The sequence below is a fragment of the Mycobacterium paraintracellulare genome, from assembly GCF_000276825.1.
Classification (GTDB): Bacteria; Actinomycetota; Actinomycetes; order Mycobacteriales; family Mycobacteriaceae; genus Mycobacterium; species Mycobacterium intracellulare.
Genome location: NC_016948.1, coordinates 2,995,018 through 3,011,247, shown reverse-complemented (window position 1 = coordinate 3,011,247; position 16,230 = coordinate 2,995,018). Strand labels below are relative to the sequence as shown.

Sequence of the window (16,230 nt, the reverse complement as noted above, 5' to 3'; positions counted from 1 at the left end):
AGGAGATGACCGTGGATCTGCTTCCAGGACCTGAGCAACTCGAAATCGTGGCGGCGGCGGGAGAATTCCTTGCCGAGCGGCTGCCCGTGGAACATATCCGCACCAACCGTCACACTGAAGCGGCTGTGCCCGAAGCGCTTTGGCGAGAATGCGCCGAGCTCGGACTGCTCACGCTCGGACTCGATGAGGAGTCGGGCGGCTCGGGGAGGCCCTTCGACGACGAAGTCTTGCTGTTCATCGAACTCGGCAGGCGGCTGGCACCCGGTCCGTTCCTCGCGGGCACACTCGCCGCCCGGGTCGCGGCCCGCTGCGGGGACGCAGCGCTGGCGGAGCGGATAGGGGCAGGCAATGCGACGGTGGCGCTTGCGGTCCTTCGTGGCGACGGCGGGGCGCAACCTGTTAAGGGCACCTTCGACCTGTTCGAGCCGGCGGGGGCCTCGTACGCGTTGATTGTGGCCCGCGATGGCGCTGCATTGGTAAACATCGAGTCGTTTGGCGCGCTGACGCCGGTGGTCGCGGCGGATCCGGGAACTCGAATGGCCTCCGCCACAGTCGAGTCCGCGGAACCCCTACACTGGTTGCCGGCACGGGACGAATGGATCTGGGCGCGTGCCACGGTGCTTGCGGCTGCCTATCTCACGGGCTTGGCGGCGGCCGCGGCTGCCGCCGCGACGGAGCACGCCAAGACCCGCGAGCAGTTCGGTAAGCCCATCGGCGTGCACCAGGCCATCAAGCATGCGTGCGTCGACATGGAGATCGCCGCGGAGGCGGCGCAGGCGCAGACGTTCTTCGCGGGGATCGCCCTGGCCGAGGGACGCACGGATGCGCTGCTGCAGGTGCTGTCCGCCGCGACGGTGGCCGGCTCGGCCGCAGTCGACAACGCGGCTGCGGGCATTCAGGTGTTCGGCGGGATGGGCTACACCTTCGAGAACAACATGCACCTCTATCTCAAGCGTGCCCACGTAATTCGGCACCTCTTCGCCGAGCCCACCGATGTGCTTGCGGAGCTGCTCGCCCAGGACCGCGCTCAGTGAGCGGCGCCTCAAGAAACACCGCCATCGCGGGTGTCGCCCTGTCGGACGTTGGGCGGGTCGACGACAAGGGACCCTACGAGCTCATCGCTCAGGCCAGCCGCCGGGCATTGGCCGACGCCGGGCTGACGCCGGCGGACATTGACGGCCTGGCGTCCACCAGTCAGGGCACGCTGCCCCCGGTCGATATCGGTGAGTATCTCGGCCTGCGGTCACGTTGGATCGACTCGACGGCGGTCGGCGGCGCATCATGGGAGGTGATGGCCGCGCACGCGGCGGACGCGATTGCCGCCGGGCATGCCGATGTGGTGCTCCTGACGTACGGATCGACTGCGCGGGCTGATCTGCGAAAGGGCTTGCGGGGCGCCAACATCAACTGGGGTGCGCGCGGACCACTGCAATGGGAGGCGCCATACGGGCACACCCTGATTTCCAAGTACGCGATGGCCGCGCGCCGGCACATGCACGTCTATGGCACCACCATCGAGCAACTCGCCGAGGTCGCGGTGTCGGCGCGGTTCAACGCGGCTGACAACCCCGAGGCGTATTACCGGGACCCCATCACCGTCGACGACGTGCTCGCGGGCCCGATGATCGCCGACCCGTTCACGAAGCTGCACTGCTGCATCCGCAGCGACGGGGGAGCGGCCGTCGTGCTGGTCAGCGCGGAACGCGCCAAAGACCTACGAAACAAACCGGTCTGGGTGCTTGGCTCGGGCGAGACCACCTCGCACATGCTCACCTCCCAGTGGGACGACCTGACCGTCGGCCCGGCGTCGGTCAGCGGACCGCTGGCCTTCGCGCGGGCAGGCGTCTCACCCTCGGACGTTGACGTCGCCGAACTCTACGATGCGTTCACCTACATGCTGCTGCTCACACTCGAGGATCTCGGCTTCTGTCAGAAGGGGGAGGGCGGCGCGTTCGTCGAGCAGGGCGCATTGCGTCTCGGCGGCCAGCTCCCCACGAACACCGATGGTGGCGGGCTCTCGGCCTGCCACCCAGGCCAGCGAGGTCTCTTCCTGTTGGTCGAGGCGGCACGCCAGCTGCGTGGTGAATGCGGACCGCGCCAGGTCCCCGACGCCCGCATTGCCTGCGTCAGCGGAACCGGCGGATGGTTCTGTTCCAGTGCCACAATGATTCTCGGCGCCGAGGAGCCGTAGGTGGCACGCGCACCGCTGAGTTCCGACGTCGCCGACATACGGTCGATGTTGGAGTTCGCGGCCGCCGCTCACGCGGATGTCGAGGCCTACGTCGAGCCGGGAGCGCGAATCACGTTCGCGGAGTGGATCGATCGGGCAAGAGCCATTGCCGCCCAGTTCGTCGAAATTGGAGTGGCCAAGGGCGACGTGGTGGCGCTGTGGCTGCCCTCGGGCATCGACTATGCGACGTGCTACGCCGCGGCGGCGATGATCGGTGCGATCACCACCGGACTGAATCCGCGGCTGGGCTGGCGTGAGCTCGAATCCATTCTGCAGCAGGCTGATCCCAGGTTGATCGTCGCTGACGGCAGTTGCGGTGCGCTACCCGATGGGGGGCGCCGGATGCTGTCAAGGGCGTCGCTAGATACAGCTACCTCACGATCGGCACCCCCTGCTGTGGACTTGAGCAGACGGGATCCGGTCGCCCTCGTCTTCACCAGCGGGACTACGGGGACGCCGAAGGGTGCGGTGTACGACGCCGACCGGCTGGCAGCGGGTGCGGCGGCGGCCGGCGTCATGAGCGCGCCATACGACCGTCGCCTGACATCCACCCCGTTCGCCCACGCCGGTTACATGTTCAAGCTCTGGGACCAGCTGGTGTGGGGCAGCACCCTGGTGGTACCGCCGACGCCGTGGTCGGCGCAGGGCATGTTCGACGTCCTGCGCGCTGAACGGGTCACCGTGGCAGGTGCCGTTCCAACGCAGTGGGCCAAACTGCTCGAGGTCGACGACGTGAGCGCAGATACGTTGCCGCACTTACGGTTAGGGATCGCGGCCACGGCGCCGGCGCCCCCCGACTTGGTACACCGGGTCGCCGAGCGCGTCGGAGTTTCGCTCGTGGTGCGATATGCGATGACCGAGTGTCCGACCATCTGCGGCACCGAACCGACCGATCCCCCCGAAGTGCAGTTCCGTACCGTGGGGCGGCCCGCCACGGGAATGGATGTCCGCATCGGCTCCGATGGAGTGGTCGAGGTGAACGGACCCTGCGTGATGCGCGGCTACTGGCGCAACCCGGAGCTAACCGCCGAAGTGCTGCGGGACGGATGGCTGCGCACCGGTGACGTCGGCGTGCTCGGCGAGGACGGGAACCTCACCCTCGTCGGACGCAGCGGCGACATGTACATCCGGGGCGGATACAACATCCATCCCGGCGAGGTCGAGCGGACGATCGCCGGGCATCCCGGCGTGAAACAAGTTGCTGTGGTTGGCCGTTCCGCACCGGTGATCGGCGAGATCGGCGTCGCATGCGTGGTCCCCGCGGACGGCGCCGCCCCACCGACCCTGTCCGAGCTTCGCGAACACGTCACCAGCGAACTGGCGGACTACAAGGCGCCCGACGAACTGCTCATCGTCGACGAGCTGCCCTTGACGGCGATGCTCAAGCCGGACCGGATAGCCCTGAGTGAACTGATCATTCAGCGCGACAGCGACATTCAACGTCGACAACCGACAAGAGGATAGGACCGACAATGGGTAGACACGACGGACGGGTAGCGTTCATCACCGGCGCGGCGCGGGGTCAGGGCCGCGCACACGCGGTTCGGCTCGCCTCCGAAGGCGCCGACATCGTTGCGGTGGACATCTGCCGCGACATCGATTCGATGGACTACCCCAACGCCACGCCCGACGAGCTCGACGAAACCATCAAGCTCGTCGAGAACGAGGGCAGACGAATCGTCGCTCGCCAGGCCGATGTCCGCGACGCCGACGCGCTGCAGCAGGCCGTCGACGACGGCATCCGTGAATTCGGCAGGCTGGACATCGTGATCGCCAACGCGGGCATCATCCGCCTCGGCGGCGACGGGGACCGCCGCCAGATCTTCCGAGACATCGTCGACGTGAACCTGGTCGGGGTGTGGAACACGGTCGAGGCGGCGCTGCCCGCGCTTATCGACGGCGGCCGCGGCGGGTCCATAGTCCTGACGAGTTCCAGCGCAGGCCTCAAGGGCATTGGCACCGACCGGGTCGGCGGGCAGGCGTACACCGCCGCCAAGCGCGGTCTCGTCGGACTCATGCAGGTGTGGGCGAACGAGTTCGCGCAGCACTGGATTCGGGTGAACACGATTCACCCCACTGGCGTAGCGACCGGCATGGTGATGAACGAGACCATGGGCAAGCTGCTCGAGTCTGGCGACACTGCCATCGAAGCCATGCAGAACGCGTTGCCCATTCAGATCTTGATGCCCGAGGACATTGCCGGCGCGGTGGCCTGGCTGGTCTCCGACGAGGCGAAGTTCATCACCGGGGTGGCCTGGCCGCTGGACGCCGGATTCACGGTCCGCTGAAACAGGTGCTCAGGGTTGATCAGGGCGCAGCACGATGAACAATCCCTCGGCTTCTGCGCAGAGGGTGTCGCCGTGACACAGCTCCGCGCGCAGGATCCGTTTGCGTCCCTGCTCGCTGACGAACCACCCGCGTACCGTGAGTTCCTTCCCGATGGGTGTGATCGACCGGTAGTCGGTGTGCAGGTACGCGGTTCGCGAAGGCTCCCGATCCCCGGAGTTGGCGAGCTGACCCAACACCTCGTCGAAGAGCAGCGGAATGGCGCCGCCGTGGGCGGCGCCACCACCACCAAGGAAGTAACGGCCGAACGTGACGGTGCCGGACACGCCGTCGTGATCTCCCGCTGTGATCGTGATGCTGGGCGCCATGGTCTGACCGTGACCGGGGAGGTCGAGTCTTCTGGCGAATATCTGCCTACGCTCCGGAACGGCGTCGGGGGACAGTCTGTCGGCCCAACTCTTCAGGTCTTTGGTCAAAGCCTCGATGGTCGCTGTGTCCGGAGCGGCGGCGGCCACGTCGTCGAGGAAGTCCCGCAACGCGGCGATCATGTCGCCGTACTCCGGGCCACCGCCCGGGCTGCGGACAGTCGGTTCCTGCCAGGACCGCATCTGCGGGAAACCACCACGCTCGACGGGCTGCTCGGTCACGGTGCTCCTCGGTTTGTCATTTTTCAAGACTAATGCATTGACATTAATCTTAGGCGCTGCGATGCTGGCGTGGCGTGCGTCACAACACGTCGCGAACGAAACTGCCCGCACACCGTAGGAGCGAAAATGCCGGAAGTCGGAACGGGATCGGCTGGTCCACTGGCCGGCCTAGTGGTGGTCGACCTATCCACGACACTGCCCGGCGCGCAGGCGACGCAGTTCCTCGCCGACTGCGGCGCCGAGGTGATAATGGTCGAGCCGCCCGACGGCAGTCCGCTGCGCGGCCTCGCGAGCTGGCCCGCTCTGCTGCGTGGTAAGCGCAGCGTGACACTGGACGTGCATGACGACGCCGATCTCGACCGGCTGCGGGCGCTGCTGCAGCGCGCCGACGTCATGGTGAACACTATGCGGCCCACAACCGCCGAGCGGTTGGGTCTCACCCACGACGCACTGTCGCGGCGGTACCCGCGACTCGTGGTGGCAACAATCACCGGATGGGGCTCGACAGGTCCGTTCCGGGATTACAAGGGCTGGGAGGCGCTGGTGATGGCCAAGACCGGCGTCATGCACGAGAAGCGCGGCCTCACCCCGCGACCGGGTCCGGCCTTCGTCACCTTCTCCTATGCGTCCTGGGGCGCGGCGCACGCCGCCGTTCAGGGAGTGCTCGCGGCGTTGATCGAGCGGGAGACCAGCGGGCTGGGTCAGGTCGTCGAGACCAACCTGGTGACCGGAATGGGTTCGATGGATCCGTACAACTGGTTCTACGAGATGGTGCTCGAACGCTATCCGGGCGCATACGAGCCGATGGATGCCGCCTATGACGACCAGGGCAGGCCGCAGGCGTACCTCATTTACGCGCTGCTGGTGTGTCCGACCAAGGACGGCCGATGGCTGCAGTTCGCCCAGGTGTCACCCAAGCTGATCGGTGCGTGGCTCAAGGAACTGGATCTGCTGGGAGAACTCGCGGATCCGAAGTGGCAGGGCTTCCCCATGCTCCCAACTCCCGAACTCCGCACCGAGTGGTGGGACATGATGATCGAGCGGGTGCGGGGCCGCACGCTCGCCGAGTGGCAGCAGGCCATGGCGGAGAACCTCGACCTCAGCGGGGAGCTGTTCCGGACTCCTGAGGAGTCGCTGGACCATCCTCAAACCGCACACGAAGGCCGTGCCGTCACCGTGACCGACCCCGAGTTCGGGCCGGTGCGCCAGCCGTCGACCCTCATTCACGCAGAGGGCAGGCCGCTGACCGAGCTGCGGCCCGCCCCACGACTCGGTGAGCACAACGATGCACCGATCGTCGCGGATCCGGTGGAAGCCACGACGATCAACGGCGTCGCTGCGGATCGCCCGCCGCTTAACGGTGTGACGGTGCTGGAGTTCGGCAGCATGTTCGCGGGCCCGTACGGCGCCACGCTGTTGGCCGACCTGGGTGCGCGCGTGATCAAGGTCGAGCCGCTCGAAGGGGACAACATAAGGAGTCTGGTCGCGTTCCCGGAGGCCGGCGGGGGAAAGGTACTGCAGGGCAAGGAGAGTGTCGCCATCGACTTCACCAAGCCGGAGGGGCTCGACCTGGTGTACGAACTCGCGAAGCGGTCCGACATCGTGCTTCAGTGCTTCCGCGGGAAGGCTGCCGAGCGGGCGAAGATCGACGAGGCGTCGCTGCGGGCGGTCAACCCCGACCTGGCCTTTGTGACTACCTCCGGCTACGGGCTCGACGGCCCGTTCGCGCACCGCGCGGCTTACGCACCGTCGGTCGGCGCGGCGTCGGGCCTTTCGCTGATCGACAGCCACGATTCGGGTGACCCACCTGCTGACGTGGACGACCTTCACCGACGGGCAGTCCAGCTTCACGCGGGCGGCACCGTCCCCGCGGTGCAGTCCGACGGCATCGCGGCGCACGGCGTCGGTTCAGCGCTACTCGTCGCGTTGTACGCCAAGCGCCGCGGCATGAAGCTGACGAACGTGGTCACCACCATGCTCGGCACCGTCCAGCAGGCGATGATTCCGTACAACGCGAGCTACGCGTCGCGTCCGGCGGAACGTGCCGCCGATGACCAGTTCTTCGGAATGAATGCGCTCTACCGGATGTACCGCGCGGCCGACGGCTACGTCTTCCTCGCCGCACCGCTGCCGCGCGAATGGCCTGCGTTGGCCAAGGCCATGTCACCCTACGTCGAGCTGCACACCGACGAGCGATTCGCCGACGCCGACGCCCGCGCGGCTCACGACGACGACCTGATCGCTGCGCTGACACCGGTGTTCGCCACCAAGACCAAGTTGGAGTGGGAACACGAACTGACCGCGCAGGACGTCGGATGCGTCGAGGTGGTGGAGGCGAACTCAGAACTGGTGCTTCAGACTGACCCGTACTTCGAGGCCGGCTACGCGGTGGAGGCGGTCAGCCCCATCTTCGAGGAGCACCGTCGTCTAGCGCCGTTGTGTCGGTTCTCGCGATCGCGGACACGGGCGGATGCGGGCTGCACGATCGGTCAGCACACGGACGCAGTACTGCGCGAACTCGGACTCGACGAGAACGCGATCGGCGCCCTGCGGGAGAACGCGGTGATCGGCGGCGGCAGCTAGACCGTCAGGAGTCGTCGGCGGCGATCAGCGCACGGGTTTCGTATGACACCGGTGCGGTCAGCATGCCCACCCAGGTGTCCACATAGTTGTGCAGCTGCGCCTCGCTGACTCCGTGCCCGGATCGGGCGGACGCAGCCAGCACGTTGATCAAGCTGATGTACAGCTGGAACGTCCGTCCGCGCCTGATCCGCTCGGGCAGGTCCTGCAGCGCGGCGTCGACCAACTCCTCCAGCTGCTCCTGGGTCCACTCGTCGTCGACGTGATCCGGCCAATAGTCGCTGCGCGCCCGGGGATCCTCACTGAGCCGAGCCAGGAACGGCACGAACATCTCGCCCGCGGCGATGCTGTTGGCGAGCGGCCGCACCAGCAGCCACACCACGGCGCGGGGATCCGCCTCCTTGCCCTGCTCGCGCATAGTCGCGAGCATCCGCTGTCGATCGGCTCCGAGCGAGGCCTGGCGGTAGGAGACGAGCGCGCGGATGAGGCCGTCGCGAGAGCCGAAGTGGTACCTGATCACGGAGGTGTTGGACTGTCCTGCAGCTTGCTGGATCTCCCGCAACGTCACCGCCTCGATGCCACGCGTGGCGAATAGCCGTTCGGCGACCTCCATGAGCATCACGCGCGTGGATTCACCCGAGGCGTTGCGACGCCGCGTGGCCGCCTGCGAATCGGCGCTCAGTTCGCTCATCGCGGTTCCTCCCGTCCGTCACAGTTCTACCGCTGGCCACGCCGATGTCGAGATAATAATGGACAAGCATTAAAAATGCTGGACTTTCCTGCCCCCTGGCTGGCATCATCAGCAGCAGCGGCTCGGACCCTTGGAGGACGAATGAGCATGATCTGGACGAACTCGGGAGACTCTCACTTTCTGGAACCCGACGACCTGTGGCAATCGCGGTTGCCCAAACGACTCGCCGACCTGACGCCGCGCGCGGAGAAGGATCCCGACGGGGAGTACGAGACCGTCTTTGTCGACGGGCAGATCTTCCGGCGCAAGCTCCCGTCGTCGGCGATGACGGCCTTCTTCGAGGAGAGCATGAAGCCGCAAGGCATCCGCGATGCCAAGGCCCGCATCGGGGACCTGGATAAGGAAGGCGTCTGGGGTGAGGTGATCTTCCCCTCGCTGGGAATGTGGGGTTCGACGTTCCGCACCCCCGAACTGCTCAAGGCGTGCATGCGCGCCAGCAACGAATGGGCGCTCGAGGAGATCTGCGCCGTGTCGCCGCGCTACGTGGTGACCGCGCAGGTGTCGACGCTGGTTGTCGAGGACGCGATCGAGGAGTTGCACTGGGCCGCGGGACAGGGCTTCAAGGCGGTCTTCCTGCCGACCACACCGCACCCGAGCGCCCCCGACTGGCACCGAAAGGAATGGGAGCCATTCTGGGCCGCCGCCGAGGAAGCCCGCATGGTGATCGCCTTTCACATCGGCACCGACCCCGTGGACATGACGGTCGGCGGCGCCAGCGGTGGTGCGGGCATGGTCTACCGCGGACCGGGTGGGGCAGTGCTGAACTATGCGGAGACGACCTTCTCGGGGCAGCGCGCGGCGATGAAGATGGTCGCCTCCGGGGCCCTGGATCGCCATCCCGATCTGAAGGTGCTCATCTCCGAAGGTGGAGCCACGTGGGTGCCGTTCCTTGGCGACCGGATGCTCGAGGGATACCGCCAGCACCATATGGCGGTACGGCCCAAGCTTTCCCGCAGCCCCAAGGAGATCCTCTACAGCCAGGTCTACGCGTCGTTCCAGCATGACGAAACTGCCGTGGCCGCCTTCGACCACATGGGCTACAAGAACGTGATGTTCGGCAGCGACTACCCGCACATGGAGGGAACCTTCGGTCACACGCAGGACACCCTCAAGGGCCTCTTCGACGGCGTGAGCGACGAGACTAGGCTACGGATCACCCAGGGCACTTTCTATGAACTGTTCCCCGACGTGCCGCCGATCCCGGCCGAGAAGTTCTGAGCGCATGTCGAATACGTCGGGCCTACGCGATGTCGCCATCGTCGGCGTTGGCGCCACGCCCTACTACAAGCGTGGCGGCTCGCTGCCCAAGTCGATCACCGAGTTGGCCGGTGAAGCCATCCTGGCCGCCTGCGAGGATGGCGGTGTTCCGGTCACCGACATCGACGGTTTCGCCTATTACTCGGGTGCTAGCGCAGGCTACACCGAGAAGATGGACACCGCTGATTTCGTGGAAACCCTTGGCATTCCCGAAGTTCGGTTCACCGCGGCGCTGACGTCCGGCGGAGGTGGTTCGGCGGGGGCAATCGGGTTGGCGCGTGCCGCGATCGTGGCGGGTGACGCCTCGGTGGTGGTCACGGTGATGGCGTTGCAGCAGGCTAAGCAGCGCCTGGGGTCGGTGTTCTCAGCGATGGACCCGGATCCGATCAACTCGTTCCTGCAGCCGTCGGGCCTTTTCGGACCGGGCCAGCTGATGTCCGTCCTGGCCCGCCGGCACATGCACCTGTATGGCACCCGCCGCGAAGCCTTCGCGGAGATCGCAATGTCGACGCGGACCAACGCGTTGAACCGACCGAAGGCCATGCACCGCCAGCCACTGACGTTGGAGGACTACTTCAACGCCAGGATGATCGCAGAGCCCTTGTGTCTCTACGACTTCTGCCAGGAAACCGACGGCGCCGTCGCGGTGATCACCACCAGTATGGATCGGGCCAAGGACCTCAAGCAGCCGCCGGTACCCGTGGTCGCCGCCGCGCACGGCGGTGTGCGCGATTGGGGCAGAGCGTTCGCGTGGATGGGGATGCCGGACGAATACTTCGCGTCCTCCGGCAACGCGCCCATCGCCAAGCGACTCTATGAGCAGGCCGGCGCCGGGGCCGCCGATATCGACGTGGCGCTCTTGTACGACCACTTCTCGCCGATGGTGCTGATGCAGCTCGAGGACTACGGGTTCTGCGGCAAGGGCGAAGGTGGCGCGTTCGTCGAGAGTGGAGCCATCCGGTTCGACGGCGGCAGCATCCCGGTCAACACCCACGGCGGACAACTGTCTGAGGCCTACATCATCGGAATGACTCACATCCTGGAGGGGGTCGAGCAGATGCGCGGTACGGCCATCAATCAAGTGAAGGACGCCGAATTGGCTTTGGTCACAGGCGGTCCTGCGAGCTTGCCGGTCAGCGGCCTCATTCTGGGGAAGGCAGCGTGAGCACCGCGGCAGCAATTCTGGCCACCACCATCCCCGGCGAGCACGTCCGGATTGCGGTCAACAAAGACACCGAGCCTTTCTGGCAGGCCGCGAAGGAGCGTCGCCTCGTCGCGCCGCAGTGCGCGGAGTGTCAGACGTTCCGGCTGCCCCCGACACCGTTCTGCCCCAATTGCCAGTCCAAGGAAGTGAATTGGGTCGAGCTCAGTGGTGTGGCAACGGTGTACAGCTTTGCGGTGGTGCACGGGTTTCCCGGCATGCCGGACTTGCTGTTGGTGCCTGCCGTCCTCGACCTGCCCGACGCGCCTGGAGCCCGGCTGGTGTCCAATGTCGTTGACGTCGCACCAGCCGACGTCTCCATCGGCATGTCGCTGCGCGTGGACTTCTCACCCATCGCGGACGGTTGGCTACTGCCGATCTTCCGTGTCGCTCAAACCGATTAAGGAGTGGAACGCCATGTCCGACGACAGTGCGCTTCATGAGAAGCCGCTGGAGTTTCTCACCAGCATCGCCAATACCGGCGGAGACTGCGACGGCCAGGCCATTCTCCCCGTGAACGGTCACTTCCGGTGCACGTGCTCGTGCGGCGAGTGGGACGTGAATGTCGATGACCCGCAGGAAGGCCTGCGCCAGGCGAGGATTCACACAGCTAGCGCGACCGACTAGTTTCTGAGGAGCCGAACGCATGGGTAGTCTCGACGGCAAAGTTGTCTTCATCACCGGTGCAGCGCGTGGTCAGGGCCGCGCTCACGCGGTGCGACTGGCCGCGGACGGCGCGGACATCGTGGCGCTGGACATCTGCCGTGACATCGATTCCATCGACTACCCCAACGCCAGCCCGGAAGACTTGGACGAGACCGTCGAGCTCGTCGAGAAGGAGGGCAGGCGCATCGTCGCGCGTCAGGCCGACGTGCGTGATGCCGATGCCGTCGAGCAGGTCGTCGCAGATGGTCTCGGCGAATTCGGTCGACTCGACATCGTCATCGCGAACGCCGGAGTCATCCGGCTCGGCGCCGGTGGAGACCGGCGAAAGGCGTTCCGCGACATCGTCGATGTCAACCTGATCGGCGTCTGGAACACCGTGGAGGCCGCCACCCCCGCACTGGTCGAAGGGGGGCGCGGTGGGTCGATCGTGATCACCTCGTCGAGTGCCGGACTCAAGGGCACCGGCACCGACAGGGTGGGAGGGCAGGCCTACACAGCAGCCAAGCGCGGACTCGTGGGCTTGATGCAAGTGTGGGCAAACGAATTGGCGCAGTATTCCATTCGCGTCAACACGATTCATCCGACGGGCGTGGCCACGGGGATGGTGATGAACGACGCGATGGCGGCGATGTTCGAAGCAAACGACCCCGCGCTGTCGACGATGCAGAACGCGTTACCGATTCAGATCCTGATGCCCGAGGACATCGCGAACGCGGTGGCCTTCCTGGTCTCTGACGAAGCCAAGTTCATCACCGGCACTGCTTGGCCGCTTGACGCCGGCTTCGCCGTCCGCTGACCGCCCGAGAGGAAGTAATCGACAATGACGAGTTCCGTTGACGTAGAGCGTCCCAAAGTCGAATTGCGCATCGGTGCCGAACGGTTATCCACCGGCTCGGGCGGTGTGCGTCAGCACATCGATCCCACGACCGGTCGGCCAGACGCCGACGTCCCAATGGCCGGGCCGTCCGAGGTTGACCGGGCCGTGCGGGTGGCGCACGCGGCATATCTGAACTGGCGCCGCACCAAACCCGCAGACCGTCGGCAGCTGCTGATGCGCCTCGCCGATCTCATCGAAGCGCGCTCGGAGGACTTCGCGCGAATGGCCGCGCTGGACAACGGCACACCGATCGCGACCTCGTCGGTCATGCTCCCCGTGGCGGTCGAGTGGACCCGCTACTACGCCGGGTGGGCAGACAAGCTCAGCAGTGAGGTGACCGCGACGCTGCGGGCGGACGGCGAGTTCAGCTACACGCTGGCGCAGCCATGGGGCGTCATCGGTGCGATCATCACGTGGAATGGCCCGCTGATCTCGTTGGCGATGAAAGTTCCTGCGGCAATCGCGGCAGGAAACACCGTCGTCATCAAGCCGTCGGAGTTGACGCCCTTCACCGCGGGGCTCTTCGCCGACGTCGCCGCAGATGCCGGGATTCCCGCCGGCGTCATCAACGTCGTGCCCGGTGGGGCCGAAGCAGGCGCAGCGCTTGTCGAACACCCGTTGGTGAAGAAGATCAGTTTCACCGGCGGACCCGAGACGGCGCGAAAGATTTTGCGGTCCTGCGCCGATCAGATCAAGCCGGCGGTGATGGAACTTGGTGGAAAGTCGGGCAACATCGTATTCGCCGACGCAGACCTCGACACCGCATGCGGAATCGGAACGATGATGTCGGTCGGAATACTCAGCGGGCAGGGCTGCGCCTTCCCCACTCGAATGATCGTCGAGCGATCGATCTACGACGAGGTCATCGAGCGGGTGAAAACGATCGCCGGTTTCTTGAAGGTGGGCCATCCGTTCGAGGCCGACACGATCTCCGGACCGGTCGTCAGTCAGCAGGCGCTGAACCGGATCTCGGGAATGGTCGAGCGGGCCATCGCGGACGGCGCGCGCCTGGTAATTGGCGGCGGACGCCTGGGCGGTGAGTTCGCCGACGGGTACTTCCTCGAGCCCACCATCCTCGCCGACGTGGACCCGCAATCGGAGCTGGCGCAGACCGAAGTGTTCGGGCCAGTGCTCTCGATGATCCCGTTCGACGACGAGGAGCATGCGATCGAGATCGCGAACGGCACCCCGTACGGTCTGTCGGGCTACGTCTTCACAAACAATCTGCGCCGCGCGCACCGGGTGGCCGAGGAACTCGACACGGGCGAGGTGCTTATCAACGGCGCCCCTAACCTCGGTTGCACGCGCCCGTTCGGCGGCATCGGCATCAGTGGGATGGGCAAGGAAGGTGGCCGAGCGGGCCTCGAGGAGTTCCTGCATTTCAAGACCGTGAGCATGGCGTGACGGCGGCGACTGGTCAGGTGGCCTCCGACGAAGACGTCCTCGACCACGCCAGCGCTTCGCTAACCCTGCACGTGCGCGACCTGGACGCGTCAGTGCGTTGGTATTCCAGTGTTTTCGGGACCCGGCCCGTCCACCGCGGCACCGACACAAGCCTCGACGGCGTCGGCACGTCCTTCGCCGTGTTTCTTCTTGCGGGCATGAAGGTGTTCCTGAGCGAAACGGGAGCCGACCACGGCGATTGCGACCACGAATCACATCCGCCCACTCTTGTCTTCATGACGCGAAGACCACTCGGACCGCTTCGCCACCAAATCGAGAGTCGCGGCGCGCTTTTCAGAGATGAGACCGTGGATGGGTTCCCGGCCGATGCCGACGGCGTCCGTGCGGGTCGCAATGCTGAGTTCCTGTGGTTCTACGACCTCGACGGCAACAAGATGGAGTTTTGCCGAGTTTTGAAGAAGGACTGACGTCATGACGCGGGGGATCGAAATGCGCTGGAGGGGGCTGTCATGATCTTGCCTGCCGACTACATCCCAATGCCCACCGAGCTCAGCCCTCCCACCGGCTCGTCGGTGGGTTTCACCGCCGCAGCCGCCGTCATTGTGGTGGCGTTGCTGGTGTGGTGGTGGTTCTCAGGCGAACGCCGGAGGGGACCCATCCTGCCGTTGCTCTTCGTTGGCATCGCCATATCGGCCATCGTGGTCGAACCGGTCTACGACAACACCCTCGAGTACTGGTATCCGCCGGACAACGCGCTCGGATTGTTCAACACATATGAGCGAACCGTGCCCTTGTTCACCGTGATTGGCTATGCCTGGTTCTTCGGTGGGACGTCTTACATTCTGTGGCGGCTGTTCCAGCGCAGGGTGAGCAGACGACAGATCTGGGGTCTGTTCGGAATCGTGGTCGTTATCGACGCGCTGGCGACCGCCACGGCAGGCTGGCTTGGGATCAGCGGGTTTTACGGCGACCAACCGTTCATGTTCGGCGGAGTAAATGTGTGGTTCGCCTTCGCCGACGCGACCGGTTCGATCGTCGGTGCAGTGATTCTCTACCTCTTGGTGCCCCGGATGCAGGGCTGGAAGTGGCTGTGGTTGTTGGTGATCCCGACGATCTCGTACGGCGCGGTTCTCGGCGGCGTGACGTCACCAGTGGTCCTCGGCCTGCATTCGGATTGGACGACGTCGGGCCGATGGCTTGGCGGCGCAGGAACCATCGCGCTGTGTTGCGTCGTCACGTATGGGTGCGTTGCGATTGCGGAGAAGGGCTTGTCCTTCGGAGCAGTGTCGATTCCGCGCAACGACACGGCACCCGAACCTGCGACCAGCGTCCCGCCGCACTGATCATGGCTGACGCGCCAGTTCCGTTGACGTTCGACGTCACGGCAGGAGTGGGCACCGGTGAGCAGTTGACGCAGGCGGCATGGGCGTTCCTTCCCGACCGCCCTGCCGATGCGCGAGCGGTGCTTCTATGTCTCGCCGGTGGTACCTATGACAAGCACTATTGGCACATCGACATCGACGGCCATCGCGGGTATAGCTTCGGTCAGCACCTTGCCGATTCCGGCTTCATCGTGATCGCCGTCGATCACCTCGGCATCGGCGCAAGCAGCGACCCTGTTGCTTCGGGTCCTCTGGGATTGCGGTTGCTTGCCGCCGGCGACGCCGAAGTGGCGCGACAGGTCCGAAATCGGCTGAGCCGCGGCACCTTGCTCGACGGCGTCCCGCTGACTGATGCGCCGCTGGTAGGTGTCGGGCATTCGATGGGCGCCTGCTTGACCACAATGGTGCAGGCCACGGCCCACCCGTATGACGCCGTCGTGCTTCTGGGCTACGGCGTGCAGATCACCAACGTATACGAAAAGACCTCTGATGCAGCCGAACTCGAGCAACGCATCCAGCAAACGATCGAGGCGTCGTGCCAACTCACTGGTGCCGAGCCCACAGACAGTCACACCGTCGCGCCCCGCGATTACCTAGCTGATTTGTTCTACGCGGGGGAGGTCCCGCGCGAAGTGGTCGACGCCGACACCGCCGTACAGAGTCGCGTTCCGCTGCGGGCCGCCGCCGAGGTCACCACCCCGGGATTCGTCGAGGATTACACCTCAAGTGTTGATGTACCTGTCTTTTTGGCGTTCGGCGCAACGACTGATGTATCGCCGAATCCTTATGCCGAGCCAGCCAACTACTCCGCCGCTCCCGACGTCACCCTGCACCTGGTCCCGAAGTCCGGCCACTGCCACAACTTCGCGAGTCACCGTGCCCTGCTATGGGACCGCATCGCGGCGTGGGTACCGACCGTCGTCCGATCCTCCAACCGGTAGGAGCGCCG

Annotated in this window: 16 protein-coding genes; 14 read left to right on the top strand and 2 right to left on the bottom strand. The window is 65.6% G+C overall.

Annotated elements, in window-relative coordinates:
• The first annotated feature begins 5 nt into the window (after positions 1-5).
• The 4 genes from OCQ_RS13860 to OCQ_RS13845 are packed head-to-tail and all read left to right on the top strand — an operon-like array spanning position 6 to position 4,518.
• Positions 6-1,034, top strand: a complete 1,029-nt coding sequence (locus OCQ_RS13860; RefSeq protein ID WP_014384946.1) for an acyl-CoA dehydrogenase family protein — start codon at positions 6-8, stop codon at positions 1,032-1,034.
• On the top strand, positions 1,031-2,191 hold the full coding sequence (locus OCQ_RS13855) for an acetyl-CoA acetyltransferase (protein ID WP_014384945.1): 1,161 nt from the start codon (positions 1,031-1,033) through the stop codon (positions 2,189-2,191). Before OCQ_RS13860 ends, OCQ_RS13855 begins: the two co-directional genes overlap by 4 nt.
• Positions 2,192-3,694, top strand: a complete 1,503-nt coding sequence (locus OCQ_RS13850) for a class I adenylate-forming enzyme family protein (protein WP_014384944.1) — start codon at positions 2,192-2,194, stop codon at positions 3,692-3,694. It begins immediately after the preceding gene.
• A gap of 8 nt (positions 3,695-3,702) precedes the next feature.
• On the top strand, positions 3,703-4,518 hold the full coding sequence (locus OCQ_RS13845; RefSeq protein WP_014384943.1) for a mycofactocin-coupled SDR family oxidoreductase: 816 nt from the start codon (positions 3,703-3,705) through the stop codon (positions 4,516-4,518).
• A gap of 9 nt (positions 4,519-4,527) precedes the next feature.
• On the opposite strand, the gene OCQ_RS13840 is transcribed toward OCQ_RS13845, so the two are convergent.
• A complete protein-coding gene (locus OCQ_RS13840; RefSeq protein ID WP_080588065.1) occupies positions 4,528-5,124 on the bottom strand; it encodes a PaaI family thioesterase in 597 nt (198 codons plus the stop codon).
• Positions 5,125-5,289: 165 nt separating this feature from the next.
• Here OCQ_RS13840 and OCQ_RS13835 point away from each other — a divergent pair, with 165 nt between their 5' ends.
• A complete protein-coding gene (locus OCQ_RS13835) occupies positions 5,290-7,746 on the top strand; it encodes a CaiB/BaiF CoA transferase family protein (RefSeq protein ID WP_041785002.1) in 2,457 nt (818 codons plus the stop codon).
• 4 nt (positions 7,747-7,750) lie between these two features.
• Here OCQ_RS13835 and OCQ_RS13830 read toward each other — a convergent pair whose 3' ends face one another.
• Entirely contained in the window at positions 7,751-8,434 is a 684-nt protein-coding gene (locus OCQ_RS13830; RefSeq protein WP_014384940.1) for a TetR/AcrR family transcriptional regulator, read from the bottom strand.
• A gap of 141 nt (positions 8,435-8,575) precedes the next feature.
• Here OCQ_RS13830 and OCQ_RS13825 point away from each other — a divergent pair, with 141 nt between their 5' ends.
• The 9 genes from OCQ_RS13825 to OCQ_RS13785 are packed head-to-tail and all read left to right on the top strand — an operon-like array spanning position 8,576 to position 16,222.
• A complete protein-coding gene (locus OCQ_RS13825) occupies positions 8,576-9,712 on the top strand; it encodes an amidohydrolase family protein (RefSeq protein WP_014384939.1) in 1,137 nt (378 codons plus the stop codon).
• A gap of 4 nt (positions 9,713-9,716) precedes the next feature.
• Positions 9,717-10,916: a thiolase C-terminal domain-containing protein gene (locus tag OCQ_RS13820; RefSeq protein ID WP_014384938.1), complete on the top strand. Its 1,200-nt coding sequence runs from the start codon at positions 9,717-9,719 to the stop codon at positions 10,914-10,916.
• Complete coding sequence (locus OCQ_RS13815; protein ID WP_014384937.1) at positions 10,913-11,356, top strand: Zn-ribbon domain-containing OB-fold protein; 444 nt, start codon at positions 10,913-10,915, stop codon at positions 11,354-11,356. The genes OCQ_RS13820 and OCQ_RS13815 overlap by 4 nt, the downstream gene beginning before the upstream one ends.
• A 13-nt stretch (positions 11,357-11,369) precedes the next feature.
• Positions 11,370-11,579 carry a hypothetical protein gene (locus OCQ_RS13810; RefSeq protein ID WP_014384936.1) on the top strand — a complete coding sequence of 70 codons (210 nt, stop codon included), beginning with the start codon at positions 11,370-11,372 and terminating at the stop codon, positions 11,577-11,579.
• A gap of 19 nt (positions 11,580-11,598) precedes the next feature.
• Positions 11,599-12,414, top strand: a complete 816-nt coding sequence (locus OCQ_RS13805) for a mycofactocin-coupled SDR family oxidoreductase (protein WP_014384935.1) — start codon at positions 11,599-11,601, stop codon at positions 12,412-12,414.
• A 24-nt stretch (positions 12,415-12,438) separates the two neighbouring features.
• Positions 12,439-13,899: an aldehyde dehydrogenase family protein gene (locus tag OCQ_RS13800; protein WP_014384934.1), complete on the top strand. Its 1,461-nt coding sequence runs from the start codon at positions 12,439-12,441 to the stop codon at positions 13,897-13,899.
• A gap of 17 nt (positions 13,900-13,916) precedes the next feature.
• Positions 13,917-14,366, top strand: coding sequence for a VOC family protein (locus tag OCQ_RS13795; protein WP_139826533.1), 450 nt, complete (start codon positions 13,917-13,919; stop codon positions 14,364-14,366).
• A 42-nt stretch (positions 14,367-14,408) separates the two neighbouring features.
• Positions 14,409-15,242, top strand: coding sequence for a hypothetical protein (locus OCQ_RS13790; RefSeq protein WP_014384932.1), 834 nt, complete (start codon positions 14,409-14,411; stop codon positions 15,240-15,242).
• Positions 15,243-15,265: 23 nt separating this feature from the next.
• Positions 15,266-16,222: an alpha/beta hydrolase gene (locus OCQ_RS13785; RefSeq protein ID WP_232065603.1), complete on the top strand. Its 957-nt coding sequence runs from the start codon at positions 15,266-15,268 to the stop codon at positions 16,220-16,222.
• Positions 16,223-16,230 lie beyond the last annotated feature (8 nt).

Coding starts and splice junctions, on each gene's coding strand:
- OCQ_RS13845 (WP_014384943.1), top strand. CDS start 3,703: ATGGGTAGACACGACGGACGGGTAGCGTTCATCACCGGCGCGGCGCGG.
- OCQ_RS13835 (WP_041785002.1), top strand. CDS start 5,290: ATGCCGGAAGTCGGAACGGGATCGGCTGGTCCACTGGCCGGCCTAGTG.
- OCQ_RS13820 (WP_014384938.1), top strand. CDS start 9,717: ATGTCGAATACGTCGGGCCTACGCGATGTCGCCATCGTCGGCGTTGGC.
- OCQ_RS13800 (WP_014384934.1), top strand. CDS start 12,439: ATGACGAGTTCCGTTGACGTAGAGCGTCCCAAAGTCGAATTGCGCATC.
- OCQ_RS13840 (WP_080588065.1), bottom strand. CDS start 5,124: ATGCGGTCCTGGCAGGAACCGACTGTCCGCAGCCCGGGCGGTGGCCCG.
- OCQ_RS13825 (WP_014384939.1), top strand. CDS start 8,576: ATGAGCATGATCTGGACGAACTCGGGAGACTCTCACTTTCTGGAACCC.
- OCQ_RS13790 (WP_014384932.1), top strand. CDS start 14,409: ATGATCTTGCCTGCCGACTACATCCCAATGCCCACCGAGCTCAGCCCT.
- OCQ_RS13860 (WP_014384946.1), top strand. CDS start 6: ATGACCGTGGATCTGCTTCCAGGACCTGAGCAACTCGAAATCGTGGCG.
- OCQ_RS13805 (WP_014384935.1), top strand. CDS start 11,599: ATGGGTAGTCTCGACGGCAAAGTTGTCTTCATCACCGGTGCAGCGCGT.
- OCQ_RS13830 (WP_014384940.1), bottom strand. CDS start 8,434: ATGAGCGAACTGAGCGCCGATTCGCAGGCGGCCACGCGGCGTCGCAAC.
- OCQ_RS13810 (WP_014384936.1), top strand. CDS start 11,370: ATGTCCGACGACAGTGCGCTTCATGAGAAGCCGCTGGAGTTTCTCACC.